Below are 20,740 nucleotides of genomic sequence, written 5' to 3' on the forward strand. Positions count from 1 at the left end.
GCGAGGCTTTAGGAGAAGCTGCAACTTCTCCAAAAAGCTTGAAAATCATTTCAAAGCCTTTGATTTAGTGTTCTTTTATATCAATAATGGATTCGTTTAATGCCAGCATACTTTTTGAAACACCACCCAAAGTCGATCTGCTGCAACTCTCCTTTTAATTTTGGGAAGCCAGCAATTTTTTCCAATTGTGGTGAGCGTTGAAAATTCTTCGTTTTAGGATTGTACATCCAATAAATAAATCGCTTATCTTCTATTTTTCGACCATCAGAGGTATCTGAAAGTACAACATCATAGTATCCATCAAAGTTTACATCTAAGAATCCCATACTATTCCCAAAAGCATTAAAGCCTTGTAATGACTGTAGTACTTTGCCATTTGATTTATTAACCACATCTACGCGTTTTAGAGACTTCCCATAAGGTTGGTCTGCGGATTGCACCCCATAAAACTTAAACAGCAGGATAGGTTTATCTGCAGCTTTAAACGCAGGTTCAAACTGTAGATAACTTGTAGATGGTGGTGCCGTTTGTTCCGTCAGTTCAGCTTTAAAGTAGCCTGTATTTGCATTCAATGTACCTGCCAATCGATAAGCTGCTGCAGCACTTTGTTCCGTCCCAACATTGACTGAATTCAAGTCAATAAAATCTGCTTTTTGAGTCCCTTTAAAGTTAATTTGTTTGGGCTCTTGCAGATCAGTCAACGTCCCGTGCGGATTCCATATGCCAGCATACAAATCTAAGAAATAGCGTCCTTCAGTCGAGCGAAGCATCCGCTGCATGGATATGCGAACATCAGGTAAAGGCTTTAACTCAGACAGTGTTATATCTGCATCTTGTGCAAAACTCACCACAGGTAGACAAAGAGCGAGTAAAAGAGAGAGTTTTGATATTTTCATTGCAATTACACACTCCATGCAGCATGAATAATGCCTACTCTATCACAACCTAAATTCAACACAGATGACACAAATATAGGAGTTTTGAAACTACCTACGACTCAAACTATCAGATTAAATTGGAGTCGCTTTTAAAGCCCATGTTTCCAAATCTAATGAAATACATTTCAAACCAATATTAGATTCAATACATAGATCTTTCAGCAATTCAAACTGATCTACCTTATGATCAATTACGGGCTTCACAAGCTCTTGCTTTCTTCTAAGATCAATATATGCATTTTTCCCAACATATACTTCAACAAAGGCTTCTTCAGGCAATTTTAATGTATAAATTGGACGCGTTTGCAATTGGACTCTTTGCCAAAGTTGGTCATTGATATATGCATGTGTTTTTGTAGAAAAGTGATACCCGAATTGAGCATCGCTAATATTCTTTACAATACGTACTTCCTCTTCGTATGCCCATTCCTGCATTTTATAAAGCAAACCATGCTTTATTAAAACTTCTTCATTATCCCAATTTAAAATATTTGAATTTCCTACAGACATTAATTTTTCAACACTTGCCACATTGGCTTGCTTCGGCGCTGTTTTTAAATATCTCAACTCTCCTTTTGTTGAAGGAATAATAAATTGATCACCATCTGTATATCACACTCAAAACCTGCTTTGCATGTGTCAATTCCGATCACAACACCTTTGTAACTATCCCCATAATGTGACCACATGAGTGGATTTAAAGCAGTTCTAGTCAAACTTAAAATCACATACTTTCTAGAAAACCGATTACGGAATGCCCCTATTGCTAGGGATGTCGGCACATCCAAATCATAAAAACCAAAACCAGTGCATTCAAATGGGTCATTAAAATCTTCTAAATCTGAAAAACCTAGAGATTTTGTTTTTAAAATCGTTAAAGCAGCTTCAAAACTCACATATTTATATAAAATCATTATCCTAACCCACGCTAATATTGGGTTTTTTGTAGCATAAAACTCAAAAGATAATTAATTAAATAAATTCTTTTCTTTGCTTACGATTTTGTTCACTTCTATCCAAAGTATGAACGAGTACAAACACTGTTTTGTACGAAGTACAACGAGGCAGCACACCATTCTGTGTGACGCGTAAGGAATGAAAGCATGCTTTTCTATTTTTAAGGCACGTAACTTTAGGTATTAAAAAACCCACTCAAAATGAGTGGGTCTTCGTATTCAAATCAATTGATTCAAGAAATTAGTTTTTCTCTTTATCAACGATTTTGTTCGCTTGGATCCAAGGCGCGAAAATGATGAAAGCATCGCTTACATCATTTGAGGCTCGTAGCCTTGATGCCGTCTTTTATAAGGGATAAAAAAGCCCCTGTTAAAAACAAGGGCTTTTTGACTTAGATATCAGAACTTCGTTCTTTTCTTTGTCTACGATTTTGTTCGCTTGGATCCAAGGTACGTAAAAATAGAAAAGCATGCTTTTCTATTTTTAAGGCACGTAACTTTAGATATTAAAAAACCCACTCAAAATGAGTGGGTCTTCGTATTCAAATCAATTGATTCAAGAAATTAGTTTTTCTCTTTATCAACGATTTTGTTCGCTTGGATCCAAGGCATCATCGCACGTAACTTGTTACCAGTTACTTCGATACCATGCGCCGCGTTTTGACGACGACGAGCAGTCATTGAAGGATAGTTCAACGCACCTTCTTGGATGAACATTTTCGCGTATTCACCAGATTGAATACGTTTAAGCGCATTACGCATCGCTTCACGAGATTGTTCGTTGATTACTTCAACGCCAGTTACGTATTCGCCATATTCAGCATTGTTTGATACTGAGTAGTTCATGTCCGCGATACCGCCTTCGAACATTAAGTCAACGATCAATTTAAGTTCGTGTAAACATTCGAAGTAAGCCATTTCTGGTGCATAACCAGCTTCAACAAGAGTTTCGAAGCCCATTTTAACCAATTCAACAGCACCACCACAAAGGACTGCTTGCTCACCGAAAAGGTCAGTTTCAGTTTCTTCACGGAATGAAGTTTCGATAATACCAGTACGGCCACCACCAACACCTGAAGCGTAAGAAAGCGCAACGTTACGTGCATTACCAGAAGCATCTTGGTGAACAGCGATAAGATCAGGTACACCTGAACCACGTTGGAATTCTGAACGTACAGTATGACCAGGCGCTTTTGGAGCAACCATGATTACGTCAAGGTCAGCACGTGGAACAACTTGGTTATAAAGAACAGAGAAACCATGAGCAAATGCTAGCGTTGCACCTTGCTTGATGTTTGGCTCAATTACGTCACGGTAAAGTTGTGATTGGAACTCATCTGGAGTCAAAATCATAACTAAGTCAGCTTGAGCTACAGCAGCAGGAACTTCTGAAACTTTAAGACCAGCATTTTCAGCTTTTTTCCAAGAAGTAGAACCAGCGCGTAGACCTACAGTTACGTCAACGCCTGAATCTTTAAGGTTAAGCGCATGAGCATGGCCTTGTGAACCATAACCAATGATTGCTACTTTTTTGCCTTGGATGATAGATAAGTCTGTGTCTTTATCGTAAAAAATTTGCATTGCTGTCTCCGCTAAAATGCTTTCGTTTCCTTTAACTTGATACCGTGATTCTGTTTGATTATTCACGTTTCAAGTACCTCACCCATAGGAGTGAGGTGAATATATAAAATTAGATAGTTAAAACTTTTTCGCCACGTGCGATACCTGAAACACCTGAACGTACAACTTCTAGAATTGTATTTTCAGCTAAGGCATCAATAAAACCATCTATCTTTTCAGTTGTACCTGCGATTTGAATGGTATATGTCGTTGGCGTTACGTCTACGATTTGTCCACGGAAAATATCCGCAGTACGTTTAATTTCGGCACGTGCTGAACCGAGTGCTTTGACTTTAATTAACATCAATTCACGTTCAATATGAGCACCTTCAGACAAATCAACAACTTTAACAACTTCGACAAGCTTGTTGAGTTGTTTGGTGATTTGTTCAATTTTATGCTCATCGCCATACGTGGTTAAAGTCAAACGCGAAAGCGTCGGATCTTCTGTTGGCGCTACGTTTAATGTCTCAATGTTATAACCACGCTGAGAGAATAAACCTACCAAACGTGAAAGCGCACCTGCTTCGTTTTCTACAAGTACAGAGATAATATGTCTCATTGTGTGCGCTCTCCTTTGCCTAACCACATATCTTTCATTGACTGGCCAGCAACCAACATTGGATATACATGCTCTGAACGGTCAACCATCACGTTAATAAACACGCACTTGTCATTGATCGCCATTGCTTCAGCAAGCTTCGATTCGAGTTCATCTGCATGATCAATTTGAATACCCACATGCCCATACGCTTCCATTAATTTAGGGAAGTCAGGAAGTGACTCAACATAAGAACTTGAGTGACGACCTTCGTAGTTCATGTCTTGCCATTGCTTAACCATACCTAATGCACGGTTATTCAAGCATAGAATTTTTACATTCAAGCCATATTGCTTACATGTAGAAAGTTCTTGGATACACATCTGAATCGATGCTTCGCCAGTAATACACACTACTTGTTGATCTGGGAAGGCAAGTTTTGCTGCCATAGCATATGGCAAACCTACACCCATGGTTCCTAGACCACCTGAGTTGATCCATTGACGTGGACGTGTGTATTTGTAGTAAAGCGCACCAAACATTTGGTGTTGACCAACGTCTGAAGTAATGATGGCTTGGCTATTGGTAATTTTATCCAACGCTTCAACAACTTGCTGTGGCTTCATTGAACCATCAGTTGGTTTATCATAGTTCAAACCATGAACTTGACGCCATTCATTGATTTGTTTCCACCAAGCCGCGATATCTTCTGGATTTGGTTTAGACACATTCAATTGCTTTAATTGAGCCAACATTTCAGTCAATACAGGCTCTACTGCACCCACAATTGGGATGTGCGCCATAATTGTTTTTGAAATCGTTGCTGGGTCTATATCAATATGAATGACTTTGGCATTTGGACAGAATTTCGCTGGATTATTGGTTACACGGTCATCGAAGCGCGCGCCCACACACAGAATCACATCTGCATTGTGCATCGTCATATTGGCTTCGTAAGTACCATGCATACCCAACATGCCGATGAATTGTTCATCATTGCCCGGATACGCACCAAGACCCATTAAGGTACTGGTTACTGGATAACCCAGTAAATGTGCAAGTTCTGTCAACTGTGCAGAAGCATTGCCTTGAACCACACCGCCGCCTGAATAAATAATTGGGCGTTTAGCATGAATCAATTCATCAATTGCTTTACGAATTTGACCTGAGTGACCACGATGCGGCGGTTGATACGAACGCATTTTCACTTTTTCAGGATATTCGTAAGCAAATTTCTCTGCAGGATTCGTTGCATCTTTTGGAATATCAACGACAACAGGACCCGGACGACCACTTGAAGCGATATAAAATGCCTTCTTAATAATCGAAGGGATTTCGCTTGCATGACGTACTTGGAAGCTGTGTTTTACGATTGGGCGCGAAATACCAACCATATCCGTTTCTTGGAACGCATCCTCACCGATAAGATGGCTTGCAACCTGACCTGACAAAATCACCATTGGGATTGAGTCCATATAGGCAGTTGCAATTGGAGTTACGGTATTTGTTGCACCCGGACCAGATGTCACCAGTACGACACCTGTTTTACCTGTGACACGTGAGTAAGCATCAGCCATATGACCAGCAGCTTGCTCGTGGCGCACTAGGTAATGATTGATTTTTTCTTGTTGAAATAGCGCATCATAAATATGCAGTACTGCGCCGCCTGGGTATCCAAAAACATGTTCAACGCCTTCGTCCGCTAAAGCGCGTACGAGCATTTCACCACCAGATAAAAGTTCCAACGTGATTCACCCTAATCTTTTTTCACGCACAAATGGAGGGCATTTGTCGTGGTTAATTCATTAACTGTGTGCTCTGTTATAGCACACAAATTTCATAGTTTTCATAGCAATAAGAAAAAAATCTGACCTGCTTGCTGTTTGAGCAATATGGGGTCTAAAACATGTTGGGATAAACATATTTTGTTGGCTTTGTTCAACCTCTCGGCTAGAGAAGAAGTCCATTGCTAAAATGCACTCATTCGAAGGGTGATCGATCTAAGGCATATAAAACTAAAGACAGCATTTTTGTAGTTTCAACCATTAAAGTCAAGTTTAAAAATGGGCTTTTTTCTGATTACTTACAGACCGTTTGTTTTTTAAGCACACTCCCGTTCTTTGCATTCTTTGTAGTTTGTTTATTTATAACCAGTTAGCATGTATTTAATAAAATACTTTTATAAATCTAATAAATAAATTAAATGAATTGCTGTGGGTTTTTAATTCAATTGCCTCACTTTCAACTTAAGGCATGGATTAAATGATAAAAACACAATATTTTGATTGCTTATTAATTCCACAATTCATCATTCACAAATCATCATTCACAAAGTTACTCATCCCACGCGATGCCCCTTTTATCCTTTGTGCTAAAAAATGCATAGATTCTGCTGTCAAAAAAGCGCAAAATTTTCAGCATAATTTTGCATGATCACTATAACTTTGGGACTGAATTTATGATGAAGACGACGATTGCACGAACTGCCTGTATTTTATCTAGCATGGCGTTTTGCCTGACCAGTTTGGACCTTTCAGCGAAAGAATATTACAAATGGGTGGATGCTAAAGGTTCAACGCATTACACCACCACGCCACCGCCAAAAAATGCGCAGCGTAAAGGTAAAGTAAATACCTATGGCGCAACAACGACTACGCAATCAACTCCAGCAAAAAACCAAGAAGAGGTTTCACGTGAAGCCGAACAGTCGAATGAACAAAATGAGCAACAAGCAGAACAACAACGCGAAGCCAATGCAGCACTCCGCCAAGCTCAAGCGGTAGCTGCCGCAGCACAATAATTCATGCCAAAGTCCTGCTATATCGACTTAAATTATTTACATCTACACAGCATCGCAAAATTCACTCTAGGCGTATTTTGCGCTATGCTGTAGCACAAACTTTTTAACCGTTATTTCTATTTACGTTTATGACTACTCACATTGACCCTGAATATCAAGCCAGTGCGATTGAACCTACAGTCCAACAAGACTGGGAAAATCGCAAAGCCTTTAAAGTTGCCGACCAAGTAGAAGGACCACGTCGTTATATCCTCTCTATGTTCCCTTATCCAAGTGGCAAACTGCATATGGGTCATGTGCGTAACTACACCATTGGTGATGTGATCAGCCGTTTCCAACGTTTACAAGGTGAAACTGTGCTACAACCCATGGGTTGGGATGCTTTCGGCCTACCTGCTGAAAATGCGGCGATTGCCCATCAAGTCGCTCCTGCAAAATGGACTTTTGAAAACATTGATTACATGCGTAATCAGCTTAAAAAGTTAGGTCTTTCTGTAGATTGGGATCGTGAATTTGCAACTTGCACACCTGAATACTATCGCTGGGAACAATGGTTATTCGTACAGCTTTATAAAAAAGGTTTAATTTACCGTAAGCTTTCAACAGTGAACTGGGACCCAGTAGACCAAACTGTTTTAGCAAACGAACAAGTTGAAAATGGTCGTGGCTGGCGTTCTGGTGCATTGGTCGAAAAACGTGATATTCCAATGTACTACTTCCGCATCACTGACTATGCGCAAGAATTACTTGACGATTTAGAAACATTAAAAGACGGCTGGCCACAGCAAGTTTTAACCATGCAACGTAACTGGATTGGTCGCTCACAGGGTATGGAAATCACCTTCCCTTCAGCGAATCCAGATATTTACGCAGATGGTTTAACTGTATTTACCACTCGTGCTGACACCTTAATGGGTGTGACTTATGTTGCGGTTGCAGCAGAACATCCGATGGCACTTAAAGCTGCGGAAAACAATCCAGAGCTTGCTGCATTTATTGAAGAATGCCGTATGGGTTCTGTTGCTGAAGCAGACCTTGCGACTGCTGAAAAGAAAGGCATGGCAACAGGTTTGTCAGTTAAGCACCCAGTTACAGGTGAAGAAGTTCCTGTTTGGATCGCAAACTACGTCTTGATGTCTTACGGTTCAGGTGCGGTGATGGCGGTTCCATCACACGATGAACGTGACTTCGAATTTGCGAATAAATATGGCTTAACCATCAAGCAAGTGATTGATGCGAAAGGCGCAGATGATAGCGACTTCTCTGCGACAGAGTGGCAAGAATGGTATGGCTCTAAAGAAGGTAAATTGGTGAATTCAGGTGAATTTGACGGTTTAGATTTCCAAGGCGCATTCGATGCATTCCTTGCAAAACTTGAGCCTCAAAAGCTTGCAAATGTAAAAGTTCAATTCCGTTTACGTGACTGGGGTGTTTCTCGTCAGCGTTATTGGGGTTGTCCAATTCCTATGATCAACTGTGAAAAATGTGGTCAGGTTCCAGTACCTGAAGAACAACTTCCAGTTGTATTGCCAACGGACGTGGTTCCAGACGGTTCAGGCAATCCACTCAACAAAATGCCTGAGTTCTATGAAACCACTTGCCCATGCTGTGGTGGCGATGCTCGTCGTGAAACAGATACTTTGGATACCTTTGTAGAATCATCTTGGTACTATGCACGCTATGCATCTCCAGATTTCACTGACGGTATGGTGAAACCTGAAGCGGGTCAAACTTGGTTACCTGTGAACCAATACATCGGTGGTGTTGAACATGCGATTCTGCACTTACTCTATGCACGCTTCTTCCACAAATTGATGCGTGATGAAGGCGTCGTTCAAGGTAACGAACCATTCACTAACCTTTTAACACAAGGTATGGTGTTGGCTGATACGTACTACCGTGAAGCTGATTCAGGTAAGAAGACTTGGTTTAACCCTGCTGACATCGATTTAGAACGTGATGAAAAAGGCCGTATCATTTCTGCGAAATATCAAGGTGATGGTCAAGACGTCGTGGTTGGCGGTCAAGAAAAAATGTCGAAATCGAAAAATAACGGTATCGACCCACAAGCGATTATTGATCAATACGGCGCAGATACTGCACGTGTATTCATGATGTTCGCTGCACCACCAGATCAATCACTAGAATGGTCTGACGCTGGTGTTGAAGGTGCAAACCGTTTCTTAAAACGTGTATGGCGCCTAGCAACTGGTTTCCTTGAACAAGGTAACTCTGCTGCAAACATCGACAAAGCGACACTATCTACCGCTGCACAAGACTTGCGTCGTAAAACACACGAAACCATTCAAAAAGTGGGTGATGACATTGCTCGTCGTCATGCCTTCAACACCGCCATTGCTGCGATGATGGAACTTTTGAATGCAAACAATAAGTTTGAAGCGAAAGATGACAATGACGTTGCCGTTGCACGTGAATCAATCACAACCCTTCTAACTTTACTTGCTCCGTTTGCACCACATTTAAGCCAAACCTTATTGGCTGAGTTTGGTATCGAATTAACATCAGCACGCTTCCCTGCGGTAGATGAATCTGCGCTGACTCGCAATACACAAACGATTGTAGTGCAAGTGAACGGTAAACTTCGTGGCAAATTAGAAGTGTCTGTCGATGCCTCTAAAGATGACATTCTGGCGCAAGCAAAAGCATTACCTGAAGTTCAACAATTCTTGACTGGTCCAACCAAGAAAGAAATTGTGGTGCCGAATAAATTAGTGAATTTGGTGGTTTAATTTAATCCCCCTAAATCCCCCTTTATAAAAGGGGGACTTCCCGCTCCCAACAAAAAATCGGATCTCCTCCCTTTTTTAAAGGGAGGTCGGGAGGGATTAAAAAACAATTCCCAAACAAAGCCCGTTGCGAGTCAACGGGCTTTGACTTTACAATCCACACAGGATTTCAACATTATCCCTTCGGGAAACAGAGGACACTTTATGCACTTGGTTCAACGTGTTGCTGCAATTGTATTAACTATGGGCCTGAGCGCAGGCATGGTCGGTTGTGGTTTTCATTTAAAAGGCACCAACCCTGCTGCTGTACCTGTAGCCTATTCCAATATGCGATTGGCACTTCCTGAAGATACGGATGACTTACATGAAAAGTTAGCGATTTATTTAGGTTCTGCAGGCGTGCAATTGAGCAATAATCAAAATGCCTATGTCTTACATGTATTGGATTACACTCCACGACGTTTAGAACTCAATGGTAAATTGGTTGAAACTTTACTGCGCTTGAATGTGACGTTCCAAATTGAAGATGCTCAAGGTAACCCTGTGACAGAACCACGTACATTGATGGCAACACGTAGCTACCAATACGACGTAGCAACCGTGAACACTGATGACCAAGAAGAAAAATATTTAAAACAAGTGATTATTGATGACATTGCACAACAGATCGTGCGCCAAATTTCATCAAACCGCTTACCAAAAGCAAACCCACTAACTGCACCGACCAAAGCTGAGTAATTTTGATTTATGAAACTTGACTATCTTCAGGCATTAAAACGTGTAGATGAAGCGCAAGGTACCTGGGTGCTACATGGTCAAGAGCCATTACTCGAACAAAATCTCCTCGATGCATTTCGTAAGAGTTGGAACGCTCGAGAAATCGAGCGTCAACGTTATGACATTAGCTCTGCTGCGGACTGGAAAAATGTCTTTAATGCGTTAAACAGCTTGTCATTATTTTCTAGTCAACTGGCAATTGAGGCACATGGCAGCATTAAACCCGATGCCAATGGGCTAAAACTGTTAAAAAGCTATTTGCAGCAAAATGAAAGCAACTTGCTGCTCGTGGTAATGCCGAAGCAAGACAGTGCGAGTTTAAAGACCAGTTTCTTCCAAACCATTGATGCCAATGGGGTCAATGTTGCACTGACTGCAAACTATCCTAAAGATCGTCAGCAAATCTTAGCCACCGAGGCGCAAAAGCTCGGCATTCAACTCGCCAATGATGCTTGGCAATGGCTAGAGCAGCATCATGAGCATAATTTACTGGCTGCAAAAAATAGTTTAATGCGTGTCGCAGATACTTTTCCTGAAGCTGAAATGATTCAGATTGATCATCTGTACTCTTGCTTACAAGATCAGTCACGCTACACCACCTATGATTTAAATGATGCAATGCTGCAAGGCAATTTGGCGCAATCAATTAAAATTTTTCAATATTTGATTGCCTCTGGTGAGCCGATGTCACTCATTTTATGGAGTATCAGCAAGGAAATGCGCTTGCTGATGCAACTGTTTGAGCAACCACAAAATGCCTTACAAATTGGCATTTGGAAGACCAAGGTCGGGCTGTATCAACAAGCTTTACGCCGTTTAAATGCCAATGAGTTTTTGACGTGGCCTGCCCTATTACTTCGTTTAGACGCGTCAATAAAAGGTTTAGGTCATGAAAATCCTGAGCACTTGGTACAACAAGCTATTGCCAGCTTGTGTGGGCGCAGACTCTTCTAGTCTAATGAAAAGGCTGTAATAACTTGCATTGCAGTATAAAAGAATAATTATCATTACTATTTGTTCAAAAAGTTCACAATTTATCCGTATTTAAATCTTATAATTCAATCATCTTTATAAACTTTTAACTGCCAATCATGCCAAAAATAAAACCAGCAAAATTGATCGTAGCCATCATCGTTGCTTTGGCAATCGCTGTCACTGCATGGCATTTCCTAAAACCTAAAGAAACTCAGCCGCAATATATTACTGCTGAAGTGAGTCGTGGTGACATTGAAAACTCAGTGCTCGCAACTGGTGTGCTTGAAGCAACCAAAATGGTGAGTGTTGGTGCACAGGTTTCTGGTCAGGTGAAAAAGATGTATGTGCAACTCGGTGATGAAGTGAAACAAGGTCAGCTGATTGCCCGTATTGACTCGGTACGTCAGGAAAATGACCTTAAAACAGCCGAAGCCAGTATTAAAAATCAACAAGCGCAATTGGCAGTAAAAAATGCAAATTTAGCCAAAGTCGATGCTGAATATAAACGTCAGCAAGCGATGTACGCTCAAGATGCGACTAGTCGTGCAGAACTTGAATCTGCGCTAGCAAGTTATAAAACTGCGCAAGCTGATATTGCAGCCATTAATGCACAAATCGAACAATCACGTTTAACTTTAGCGACTGCAAAAGAAGACTTAGGCTATACACAAATTGTTGCACCAATGGATGGAACCATCGTGGCAATTGTGACTGAAGAAGGTCAAACCGTAAACGCCAACCAAAGTGCGCCAACCATTGTGAAATTGGCAAAGCTCGACACCATGACCATTAAAGCTGAAATTTCTGAAGCTGATGTGATGAAAGTCCAAGAAGGTCAAAGTGTTTACTTTACGACGTTGGGCGACAGTGAAACAAAACACTATGCAACCCTGCGCCAAGTTGAACCTGCGCCGAACTCAATCAACACCGAAAGCAACAGCAATACCTCTTCGTCTTCAAGTACTGCGGTTTACTACAATGCGCTATTTGATGTCCCGAATGAAGACGGCAAATTGCGTATCGATATGACTGCTCAAGTTTATATTATTTTAGATGAGGCGAAGAATGTCTTGACTGTCCCTGCTGCAGCCGTACAAACCTCGAACCGTCCACAACGTAGCCGAAATAATACGTCTACCGATGGTCAATCTGCTGATAAAAATGCCAACGCAGAAGCTAGATCGAACAAAGACAATCCACACCGTCCTAAAGGTTTAGAACTGACTGAAGCTGAAAAAACATTGGTCAAACAAGGTAAAGCGAGCGTTGCGATGGTGCGTGTATTGCAAGCGGATGGTTCTGCGCAACCACAACCGGTATTACTTGGTTTAAATAACCGTGTGACCGCACAAGTGATCCGTGGCTTAAAACAGGGTGACAAAGTCGTGATTGCCGACGGTTCTGATACTTCAAATGATTCAGCGAAACGCAGCAACCGTGGTGGTGCTGGCGGCCCAATGAGAATGTAATCATGAGTCAAAATCAGACGCCTCTACTCGAGGTCAAGAATCTGACTCGTGAATTCCCTGCCGGTGAAAGCACAGTCCAGATTCTAAAAGGGGTCAATCTTGAGATTTACCCAGGTGAACTGGTAGCAATTGTAGGTCAGTCCGGTTCTGGTAAATCTACCCTAATGAACATTTTAGGTTGCCTAGATAAACCCACAAATGGCAGCTACAAAGTCAAGGGGCGTGAAACCCGTGAACTTGAACCAGATGAACTGGCACAGTTACGCCGTGAATATTTTGGCTTTATTTTCCAGCGCTATCACTTACTCGGTGATTTAAATGCTGCTGGTAATGTCGAAGTTCCTGCAATCTATGCCGGTGCAGATGCAACCGAACGCAATGCACGTGCCAAGCAACTGCTGACTGACTTAGGACTGGGTGAAAAAACCCAAAACCGTCCGAGCCAACTTTCGGGTGGTCAGCAACAACGTGTGTCGATTGCGCGTGCCCTCATGAATGGTGGCGATGTTATTCTTGCCGATGAACCGACCGGTGCATTGGATAAGAATAGTGGTATTGAAGTGATGCGGATTTTGCGCGAACTCAATGCCAAAGGTCATACTATTATATTGGTCACTCACGATCATAATGTTGCGAAAAATGCGACGCGAATTATTGAAATTTCTGACGGTAATATCATCTCAGATCAGCCCAATGTGCCTGAAACAGATGATGAACCTTTAGAAAAACAACAACTCGTTCCAAACACACAGAAAAAAACCTCGAGCTGGCGCTCAGCCGTTGATCGTTTAGGTGAAGCCTTCCGTATGGCGATTTTAGCCATGAATGCTCACCGTATGCGTACATTTTTAACCATGCTCGGGATCATTATTGGTATCGCTTCTGTGGTTTCTGTTGTGGCTCTTGGGAATGGTTCACAAAAGCAAATTTTAGAAAATATCAGCAGTTTAGGTACCAATACCATCACGGTGTATCAAGGTCGAGGCTTTGGTGATAATTCCAGATCCTCCCAAGTCAAAACATTGGTTCCAGCCGATGCGACAGCCCTTGCTGAGCAGCCTTATGTCGATGGCGTTAGTCCTTCAGTCAATTCATCTGTTACAGCACGTTTTAAAGATACAGAGGCTTCAACCACAGTGAATGGTGTGAGTGAAGATTTCTTCTATGTCAAAGGAATGAACTTCGCTTCTGGTCAGCCTTTTGATAAAGAAAGTGTGACTGAGCAAGCGCAAGATGTGGTGATTGATAGTAATACTAAAAATACCTTTTTTGCAGATGGCACCAACCCTGTGGGTCAAGTGATTTTGTTAGGCAGTGTACCAAGCCGTATCATTGGCGTGATCGAAGAACAAAAAAGCATGATGGGCAACTCAGATAGCCTGAATGTGTATTTGCCCTATTCAACGGTCATGAGTCGTATGCTAGGTCAGTCGAATGTACGCAGCATCATTGTCCGAGTGAAAGATGAATATCCAAGTGCCGCTGCTGAAAACGCCATATTGAACTTATTGGTGCAACGTCATGGCGCGCAAGATGTCTTTACACAAAACTCCGATAGTATCCGTGAAACCATTCAACAAACTACGCAAACGATGACCTTGTTAGTTTCTGCAATTGCGGTGATTTCATTGATCGTCGGTGGTATTGGGGTCATGAACATTATGTTGGTTTCTGTGACTGAGCGTACTCAAGAAATTGGTGTACGTATGGCCGTGGGTGCCCGTCAAAGTGACATTTTACAACAGTTCCTGATAGAGGCGGTGTTGGTGTGCATCTTAGGCGGTGTGCTTGGGGTTTTATTATCTTTAGGTATTGGACAATTGATTAGTCATTTTGCCGGTGGAACATTCCAAATGGCCTATTCAACGACGTCTATTGTTGCTGCATTTGTCTGCTCAAGTATGATTGGTATTGTGTTTGGCTTTATTCCTGCACGTAATGCCGCACAGCTTAACCCTGTCGATGCGCTTTCTCGCGAATAAGGAAATAATGATGCAAATGACCTTAACTAAACTTGCAAGTGCCTTCATTCTCGGAAGTAGCCTAGTCGGCTGTGCCGCTGTGGTTAAGACGCCGTATGAAGCTCCTGCAACACAAATCCCGACGCAATTTCAAAATGCGAAAGCCATGAGTCAGCAAGTTCATGCCGATACGTATGCTGACCAATGGTGGACATTGTTTAATGATGCTCAATTAAACCAGTTGGTGAATCAAGTTTTAGCTGCCAATACTGACCTCGCTGTTGCAGGTATTAATTTACAGCAAGCTCGACTACAAGCAGGTTTGGCTGAAAATAAACAAGGGCCACGCGTGAGCTCAAGTGTTTCAACTGGACATAACTTTGACCTTAACTCAGGTGATGATTCATCAAAAGGTGTGTCACTCAACGGTGGTGTTAGTTATGAAGTAGATTTATTTGGTCGTTTGGCTAGCCAGACAGAGGCCGCAAAATGGGAAGCTTTAGCAACTGAACAAGACCTGCAAGCCACTGCTCAAAGCTTGATTGCAACAACAGCTAATCTATATTGGCAGCTCGGCTATTTAAATGAGCGCTACAGTATTGCACAGCAAAACTTAGCCAGTACGCAAAAAACCTATGACTTGGTCAAGGTGCAATACAAAGCTGGCGCCGTATCAGGTTTAGATCTAACGCAAGCGGAACAATCTGTACAAAGTCAAAAAGCGACCTTAAGCCAAATTGCCCAACAAAAAGTGGAAACACGTACTGCATTGGCTGTGTTATTGCATCAGCCTGTACAGCAACTGAATATTGCTGAGCCACAGCGTTTACCTCGAATTGCATTACCGACGATTGCAGCAGGTTTACCTGCCGAGTTGTTGTCTCGCCGTCCAGATTTACAAGCGAGCGAATTAAGATTACGTAAAGCTTTGGCAAATAAAGATGCAACGAAAGCGAGTTACTACCCTTCGATTAGTTTGACTGGCAGTTTAGGCTCGAGTAGTACCTCTTTGAGTAATTTATTACAAAACCCTGCTTTGGCTTTGGGTGCAAGTTTAAGTTTGCCTTTCTTGCAATATAACGATATGAAGAAAGACCTCGCGATTAGTGATTTGGATTATGAAAAATCTATTATTCAATATCGTCAGACCTTGTATCAGGCTTTTGCCGATGTGGAAAATGCGCTATCCAATCGTACTGAGTTAAGTCAACAAGTTGCTTTGCAAGAGCGTAATGTACAGCTTGCAGAAAAGACTGAGCGTTTGACTGAAGTACGTTATCGAAATGGTGCCATTGCGTTGAAAAACTTGCTTGATGCACAAGAAACCACACGTAATGCGCGACTGTCTTTGGTTCAAACCAAACAGAGTCAATATAATGCTTATGTAACTTTAATGCAGGCGTTGGGTGGCAGTCCGATTAAGCAGTTGCCTTAAGTCCTTTAGATGTAAAAAAAGCCCTGAGGGGCTTTTTATTTATCCATCATTTTAAACATCGTAAATTCAAAATTATCTTTTGCACTGATTTCTTCTGGCCGCTCTAAATTCATTTTATTTTTTCTTATGACAGCATCATGCCAAACGGGCAATGGTTTGATATACAATAAAATTCTTCGCGCCACAAAGTTACACACATCAAAGGGATAAAAAAATAATACTGGAACCCAATTATAGATATAAATGATCCGAAATAGCTTCCAGGTCTCTTTCCAGCTTTCTTTTGCGCCTTGAACATTTTGACAATAAATCAGTTGTTTAAAAGTATCAATTGTCCCATACATAGGGTGAGGTTTCGGATAAAGCTCTTCTGGTCCTTTCATTATAAAATGACAAATAAAAGCCCATAAACCTTGGGTACGGAATATTCTAATCATTGGAAAGCCAATCACAAAGGTATGTTTTAGGATGCCGTCTTCGATGATATGTGCCCGAAGCTCTCGTAATGGAATGCAGATAACCCAAAACTACTGCCCATAATATAAACCACACCTGTTCATTTCTTTTCTATATATTCTTGATAATTAATATAGAAAAAATTTACCTGCTTTCTGTTAAAAACAGCTTAAAATAGTTGGGGTTTTCCTCATGTTTATAGTAACAACATATAAACCCAAAAATCGGGAGTCCTATTACATACATCAAAACAACAATTATAATAAATTTTTCAAATAATCAATAATCATTTTTATTCCACTATTATTTTAAAAATAACACCCAACCTAAAAAAATCATTTTAACCTCTTGATAATAAAATTATTTAAACCTTATTTTAACACATTTAATAAAATATAATAAAAATAAAAATAAAATATTGACATAAGTTACACAAAAAAATGTTACAACAGATCCAATTAGAAATAAGCCAAAATCATAAAAAGAATCATTACCACCATTAGAAAAACTACTTACGCCAAAAAAAACATAAGGAAGATTTTTTCCAAAAACAAAACCAAAAATAAAAAAAACAATCACAAAAAAATAAAATATTTTATGAAAAAAACTCCTATTAATTACTAGTTTATTTAAACGATAATCCTCTCTTTTCTTATAATCAAATTCAAGACCAAAAAATGAAGAATTAATAGCATCAAAAATAATCATTCCATTTTTTTTCATTAAATAAAATAAATCAAATAAAAAATAAATAATGAAAAATAAAAAAAGAAAATATATATTAAAAAATCTTGAACCAAACTCAAAATACATAAAAACAAAACTAAGAAAAACCAAAAAAGACGAACACCAATCTCTAAATAAAACCAAAAATGTTTTTTTAAAAAAAACAAATGAAAGAAAATAAACAACTAAAAATGAAAAATTCAAAAACAATAGCAAGCTTTTATTATCACCAAATAAATACAACATAATATTAAAAAACAAAATTACAGTAAAATAACAAAACATTGTAGCCAATTGAATATCAGACTTAACATTGTATGGAATTAATTTTACATTATTAATATTTTTCATATTATTGGCTCAAACTTAAATTCTTGGTTCTCATTAGAAATTTTACTTGTATTTTCCACGCTAATTTTTATAATTTTTTGACGTATAGTTTCCCAAATTGCTTCCGTTTGATCTTTTGAAATTTGTGCCCAAGGTACACCACTTGTTCCTAATCCAGCTGCATCTGCTTTTTCTAAATAAAAAGATGCCGCTAACATAGCTATTGCACCTGCTGCTATTACAACTAAAGCACTACCACCAAGTATTACTGCAGCTACACCGACAATCACAGCCGCCAACCCAGCAACTAGAGCTTTTGAGAAGTCAATAATAATTTGTCCGAAAAGTTCGCTTAGTTTTTTATCAGGGTTATCATTAAGTATCCACTCCAAAGTATCAGCAGCGGCCACTAAAAATAATCCGAAAGGTGATCCTTTAACAGCAGTGGTAATAATTTTACCACTTGTTTTAATTGCTCCTACAATTGGAGAGGTTTGTAAATTTGATTTTAGATCATGTGCTAACTCATAGATTCCACCAATCATAGTTACTTTCTTATTATTAACTGAAATAGTAGTTAAATTCATATATTTTTTCCAAACAGCTCTACCTTGGAATATCAAAAGTAGCTTTCCAGTCTTAGATCTTTTTAAATAGAATTTTAATTGATGCAACTTACCATTTTTATCCCTCCCCTCCATTAAAGGAATAAGAATAGTAGTTAAAACAAGCTTCCTATTCTCTCTAGAATACCAAAAATTTTCAGCTGCATAAGCTCCAGCAGGAAAATACTTTGCATCAAAATTAAATGATGCTAATATTTCAAATATAAAGTGTCGGCAAGACTTAGCCTCCATATTTAGAAAGTCCACACTTGTGTATATTTTTTCCTCAATACCTGGATAATCTTTTATTTCAATCAGATAACCATCCAATCTATTATCTGAAGCATCTTGCAATACCTTATTGTATTTATTTTCATTCATTAGTTTTGTAACAGTTTTTTTCATTTCTTCTTGAGAACTGATATTTATCTCCTCTTTACTATTATTTTTCCTTCCTAATACAAAGTCCTTAAAATTAGAACTGGAATACAATAATGGTCCAGCATACTTTGAATCTTTTGATTTTTGAGTAGGAATTCTTTTAATAATCTTCCCTTTTGATTTTACGTTTACAAACCCTCTATAGCTGTATGGTAAAAACAACTGCTCAGACTTACCATTTTGTATTTTTTTATTTTTTAATCTCCCCCAAGAACTATCATAGAAAACCACATCACCATCTAAAAAAACATCATAGGTTTCTCCTTATTAATAAAAACTTAATTATATGATGATTGATTGTATAATAAATTTTAGGTGCAGACTTATTCATACCAATATTATATTGCCAAATAAGTATTTAATGATAATTTAATAAAGCTATCCCGATAAATCAATTCCACTTTTATCTATACTAATTTCCAACTTAGTATACTCACCAATTATTCAATCATACGAAATTGATAATTCTTGAATAGATTTCTTTGCCTCATTAAGAAATCCATTTAAGAATTATTTTAGGGCGTGTCCTCATTTGAAAAATTGGTTTTAAATACTTAAAATCCTCCTTTAAGCTCTTTTGATTTCTATATTTTTTCAATGGCACGTACTCTTCTCACCGATGATATCTGGCAGCAAATTCAAGATACTATGCGATTACACGGTTGTTACTGTTCAAAGAATAGTAGAAATATCATGGAAGCGATCTTATGGAAACTGCGTACAGGCGCCACATGGCGTGATATTCCCCAAGAATTTTGTCCTTGGCAAACTGCTTACAATCGCTTTAATCGTTGGGCAAGCAAGGGATTGTGGGATAAATTTTTTTTAGATTACGAGGCATCTTGGATCAAGAATGGGTATTCATTGACGGAAGCTACATACGCGTGCATCAACATGCAAGTGGAGCTCGGCATGGTTTCGAAAGAGCAATTGGACAATCACGCGGTGGACGAACAACAAAAATACATCTTGCAACCGACGTGAATGGATTACCGATTGATTTTAAAATCACTGAGGGTGACGTCCACGACAGTCAAGTTGCAAAACAACTGATTGATACGGTAGACGAGGCAACTTATCTCATTGCTGATAAGGGGTATGATGCTGAGCACATTAGAATATATGCCAAGAACAAGAATATGATTCCCATTATTCCATTGAGATCAAACAGTAAGAGATCGAATAAGGAATTTGATAAATATCTATATAAATTAAGACATTTAGTTGAAAATGCTTTTGCGAGATTAAAACATTTCCGTGCTATTGCAACTCGATTTGATAAACTGGCACGCAATTATAAATCTATGATTCGTATAGCCTGTATATTTATTTGGTGCAAAGCCAAATGAGGACACACCCTAGTAATTACATATCATCAAAAAAAACTATGATCAAAATATCTCAACATAATACCTATAATAATTTAAGACACCCACAAATAATGTAAAGTTATTTAGAGTTAAATTCACCATTTTCAAGTCTTTTTAAATACTCTTGCGCTACCTCCTCACCATTTAAAGCAGCCTTATTTAACCATTTTTTTGCATTTAAATTATCTTTTTTTAACCCATTCGTACCTAACAAATAGGACAACCCTAAATTTAATTGAGCCAAACTATAATTTTGTAAAGCAGATTTTTCCTCCCAATATAAATATAAATTAGGATTTTTTTCTAGTCTTTCTCCAAATGCATATTCGCCCGCCAATTCATCTTGTGCTATTGGATCTCCTTCTTGAGCTGCTTCTGTTAGATACTGAATATATAATTTTGGATTTGAATCTTTATAGCTAATAGCTATTTCATAATTCTCATTATCACTTAAAACATTAATTTCAACATTATGCTTATCCTCTTGATTATTTTTAATATCATTCATAACATTCTTTGTATTAGAACAAGAACAGATTAATAGCACCATTAAAACTAAAACACTTTTTTTCATTTGATAACCTCAATAAATA

18 protein-coding genes and 1 pseudogene are annotated in these 20,740 nt (G+C 39.2%); 9 read left to right on the forward strand and 10 right to left on the reverse strand.

Going from position 1 to position 20,740, the window contains the following annotated elements; translation table 11 throughout:
• Positions 1-100 (forward strand): annotated as a pseudogene (locus FTT88_RS14000) (IS1 family transposase); the annotation flags it as partial.
• Here FTT88_RS14000 and FTT88_RS14005 read toward each other — a convergent pair.
• The 6 genes from FTT88_RS14005 to FTT88_RS14030 form a co-directional block, all read right to left on the reverse strand.
• Entirely contained in the window at positions 81-896 is an 816-nt protein-coding gene (locus FTT88_RS14005; protein ID WP_257233087.1) for a hypothetical protein, read from the reverse strand. The pseudogene FTT88_RS14000 and the gene FTT88_RS14005 sit on opposite strands and share 20 nt — an antisense overlap.
• Positions 897-1,010: 114 nt before the next feature.
• Complete coding sequence (locus FTT88_RS14010; RefSeq protein WP_180005394.1) at positions 1,011-1,469, reverse strand: hypothetical protein; 459 nt, start codon at positions 1,467-1,469, stop codon at positions 1,011-1,013.
• A gap of 32 nt (positions 1,470-1,501) precedes the next feature.
• Positions 1,502-1,852 (reverse strand): DUF2971 domain-containing protein, encoded by a 351-nt coding sequence (locus tag FTT88_RS14015; protein ID WP_180005395.1) that lies wholly within the window; start codon positions 1,850-1,852, stop codon positions 1,502-1,504.
• A gap of 606 nt (positions 1,853-2,458) precedes the next feature.
• Positions 2,459-3,475 carry a ketol-acid reductoisomerase gene (ilvC, locus tag FTT88_RS14020; RefSeq protein ID WP_078192867.1) on the reverse strand — a complete coding sequence of 339 codons (1,017 nt, stop codon included), beginning with the start codon at positions 3,473-3,475 and terminating at the stop codon, positions 2,459-2,461.
• Between the two features lie 109 nt (positions 3,476-3,584).
• Positions 3,585-4,076, reverse strand: a complete 492-nt coding sequence (gene ilvN, locus FTT88_RS14025) for an acetolactate synthase small subunit (protein WP_078189625.1) — start codon at positions 4,074-4,076, stop codon at positions 3,585-3,587.
• The gene (locus tag FTT88_RS14030; RefSeq protein ID WP_168378448.1) at positions 4,073-5,800 is read right to left on the reverse strand and encodes an acetolactate synthase 3 large subunit; all 1,728 of its coding nucleotides are present in this window, start codon (positions 5,798-5,800) and stop codon (positions 4,073-4,075) included. Before FTT88_RS14030 ends, ilvN begins: the two co-directional genes overlap by 4 nt.
• Positions 5,801-6,558: 758 nt before the next feature.
• On the opposite strand from FTT88_RS14030, the gene FTT88_RS14035 reads away from it, so the two are divergent.
• The 7 genes from FTT88_RS14035 to FTT88_RS14065 all read left to right on the forward strand — a co-directional run bounded on the left by FTT88_RS14035 (position 6,559) and on the right by FTT88_RS14065 (position 16,219).
• Entirely contained in the window at positions 6,559-6,855 is a 297-nt protein-coding gene (locus FTT88_RS14035) for a DUF4124 domain-containing protein (RefSeq protein WP_373683082.1), read from the forward strand.
• A gap of 128 nt (positions 6,856-6,983) precedes the next feature.
• Positions 6,984-9,605 (forward strand): leucine--tRNA ligase, encoded by a 2,622-nt coding sequence (gene leuS, locus FTT88_RS14040; protein ID WP_180005397.1) that lies wholly within the window; start codon positions 6,984-6,986, stop codon positions 9,603-9,605.
• A 201-nt stretch (positions 9,606-9,806) separates the two neighbouring features.
• Positions 9,807-10,340, forward strand: a complete 534-nt coding sequence (gene lptE / locus FTT88_RS14045) for an LPS assembly lipoprotein LptE (RefSeq protein WP_078192675.1) — start codon at positions 9,807-9,809, stop codon at positions 10,338-10,340.
• Positions 10,341-10,349: 9 nt separating this feature from the next.
• Positions 10,350-11,333, forward strand: coding sequence for a DNA polymerase III subunit delta (gene holA, locus FTT88_RS14050; protein ID WP_180005398.1), 984 nt, complete (start codon positions 10,350-10,352; stop codon positions 11,331-11,333).
• Between the two features lie 137 nt (positions 11,334-11,470).
• Positions 11,471-12,823, forward strand: a complete 1,353-nt coding sequence (locus FTT88_RS14055) for a MacA family efflux pump subunit (protein WP_180005399.1) — start codon at positions 11,471-11,473, stop codon at positions 12,821-12,823.
• A 2-nt stretch (positions 12,824-12,825) separates the two neighbouring features.
• The gene (locus tag FTT88_RS14060) at positions 12,826-14,805 is read left to right on the forward strand and encodes a MacB family efflux pump subunit (RefSeq protein ID WP_180005400.1); all 1,980 of its coding nucleotides are present in this window, start codon (positions 12,826-12,828) and stop codon (positions 14,803-14,805) included.
• A gap of 10 nt (positions 14,806-14,815) precedes the next feature.
• A complete protein-coding gene (locus FTT88_RS14065) occupies positions 14,816-16,219 on the forward strand; it encodes an efflux transporter outer membrane subunit (RefSeq protein WP_180005404.1) in 1,404 nt (467 codons plus the stop codon).
• Positions 16,220-16,254: 35 nt separating this feature from the next.
• Here FTT88_RS14065 and FTT88_RS14070 read toward each other — a convergent pair whose 3' ends face one another.
• From FTT88_RS14070 to FTT88_RS14080, 3 genes are all read right to left on the reverse strand, one after another.
• Complete coding sequence (locus FTT88_RS14070; protein WP_180005401.1) at positions 16,255-16,656, reverse strand: hypothetical protein; 402 nt, start codon at positions 16,654-16,656, stop codon at positions 16,255-16,257.
• Between the two features lie 379 nt (positions 16,657-17,035).
• Positions 17,036-17,752 (reverse strand): hypothetical protein, encoded by a 717-nt coding sequence (locus tag FTT88_RS14075; protein ID WP_180005402.1) that lies wholly within the window; start codon positions 17,750-17,752, stop codon positions 17,036-17,038.
• Positions 17,749-19,008 carry a hypothetical protein gene (locus FTT88_RS14080; RefSeq protein ID WP_180105465.1) on the reverse strand — a complete coding sequence of 420 codons (1,260 nt, stop codon included), beginning with the start codon at positions 19,006-19,008 and terminating at the stop codon, positions 17,749-17,751. Before FTT88_RS14080 ends, FTT88_RS14075 begins: the two co-directional genes overlap by 4 nt.
• Before the next feature lie 366 nt (positions 19,009-19,374).
• On the opposite strand from FTT88_RS14080, the gene FTT88_RS14085 reads away from it, so the two are divergent.
• Positions 19,375-20,126 (forward strand): IS5 family transposase gene (locus FTT88_RS14085; RefSeq protein WP_373683053.1). Its coding sequence is split into 2 segments (ribosomal slippage): positions 19,375-19,609 and positions 19,609-20,126, totalling 753 coding nucleotides; the frame shifts between segments, so codons are not numbered across the junction.
• 100 nt (positions 20,127-20,226) lie between these two features.
• Here the strand turns inward: FTT88_RS14085 and FTT88_RS14090 are convergent.
• On the reverse strand, positions 20,227-20,721 hold the full coding sequence (locus tag FTT88_RS14090) for a tetratricopeptide repeat protein (protein WP_180004529.1): 495 nt from the start codon (positions 20,719-20,721) through the stop codon (positions 20,227-20,229).
• Positions 20,722-20,740: the final 19 nt, after the last annotated feature.

Source organism: Acinetobacter sp. YH01024 (assembly GCF_013420195.1).
Classification (GTDB): Bacteria; Pseudomonadota; Gammaproteobacteria; order Pseudomonadales; family Moraxellaceae; genus Acinetobacter; species Acinetobacter amyesii.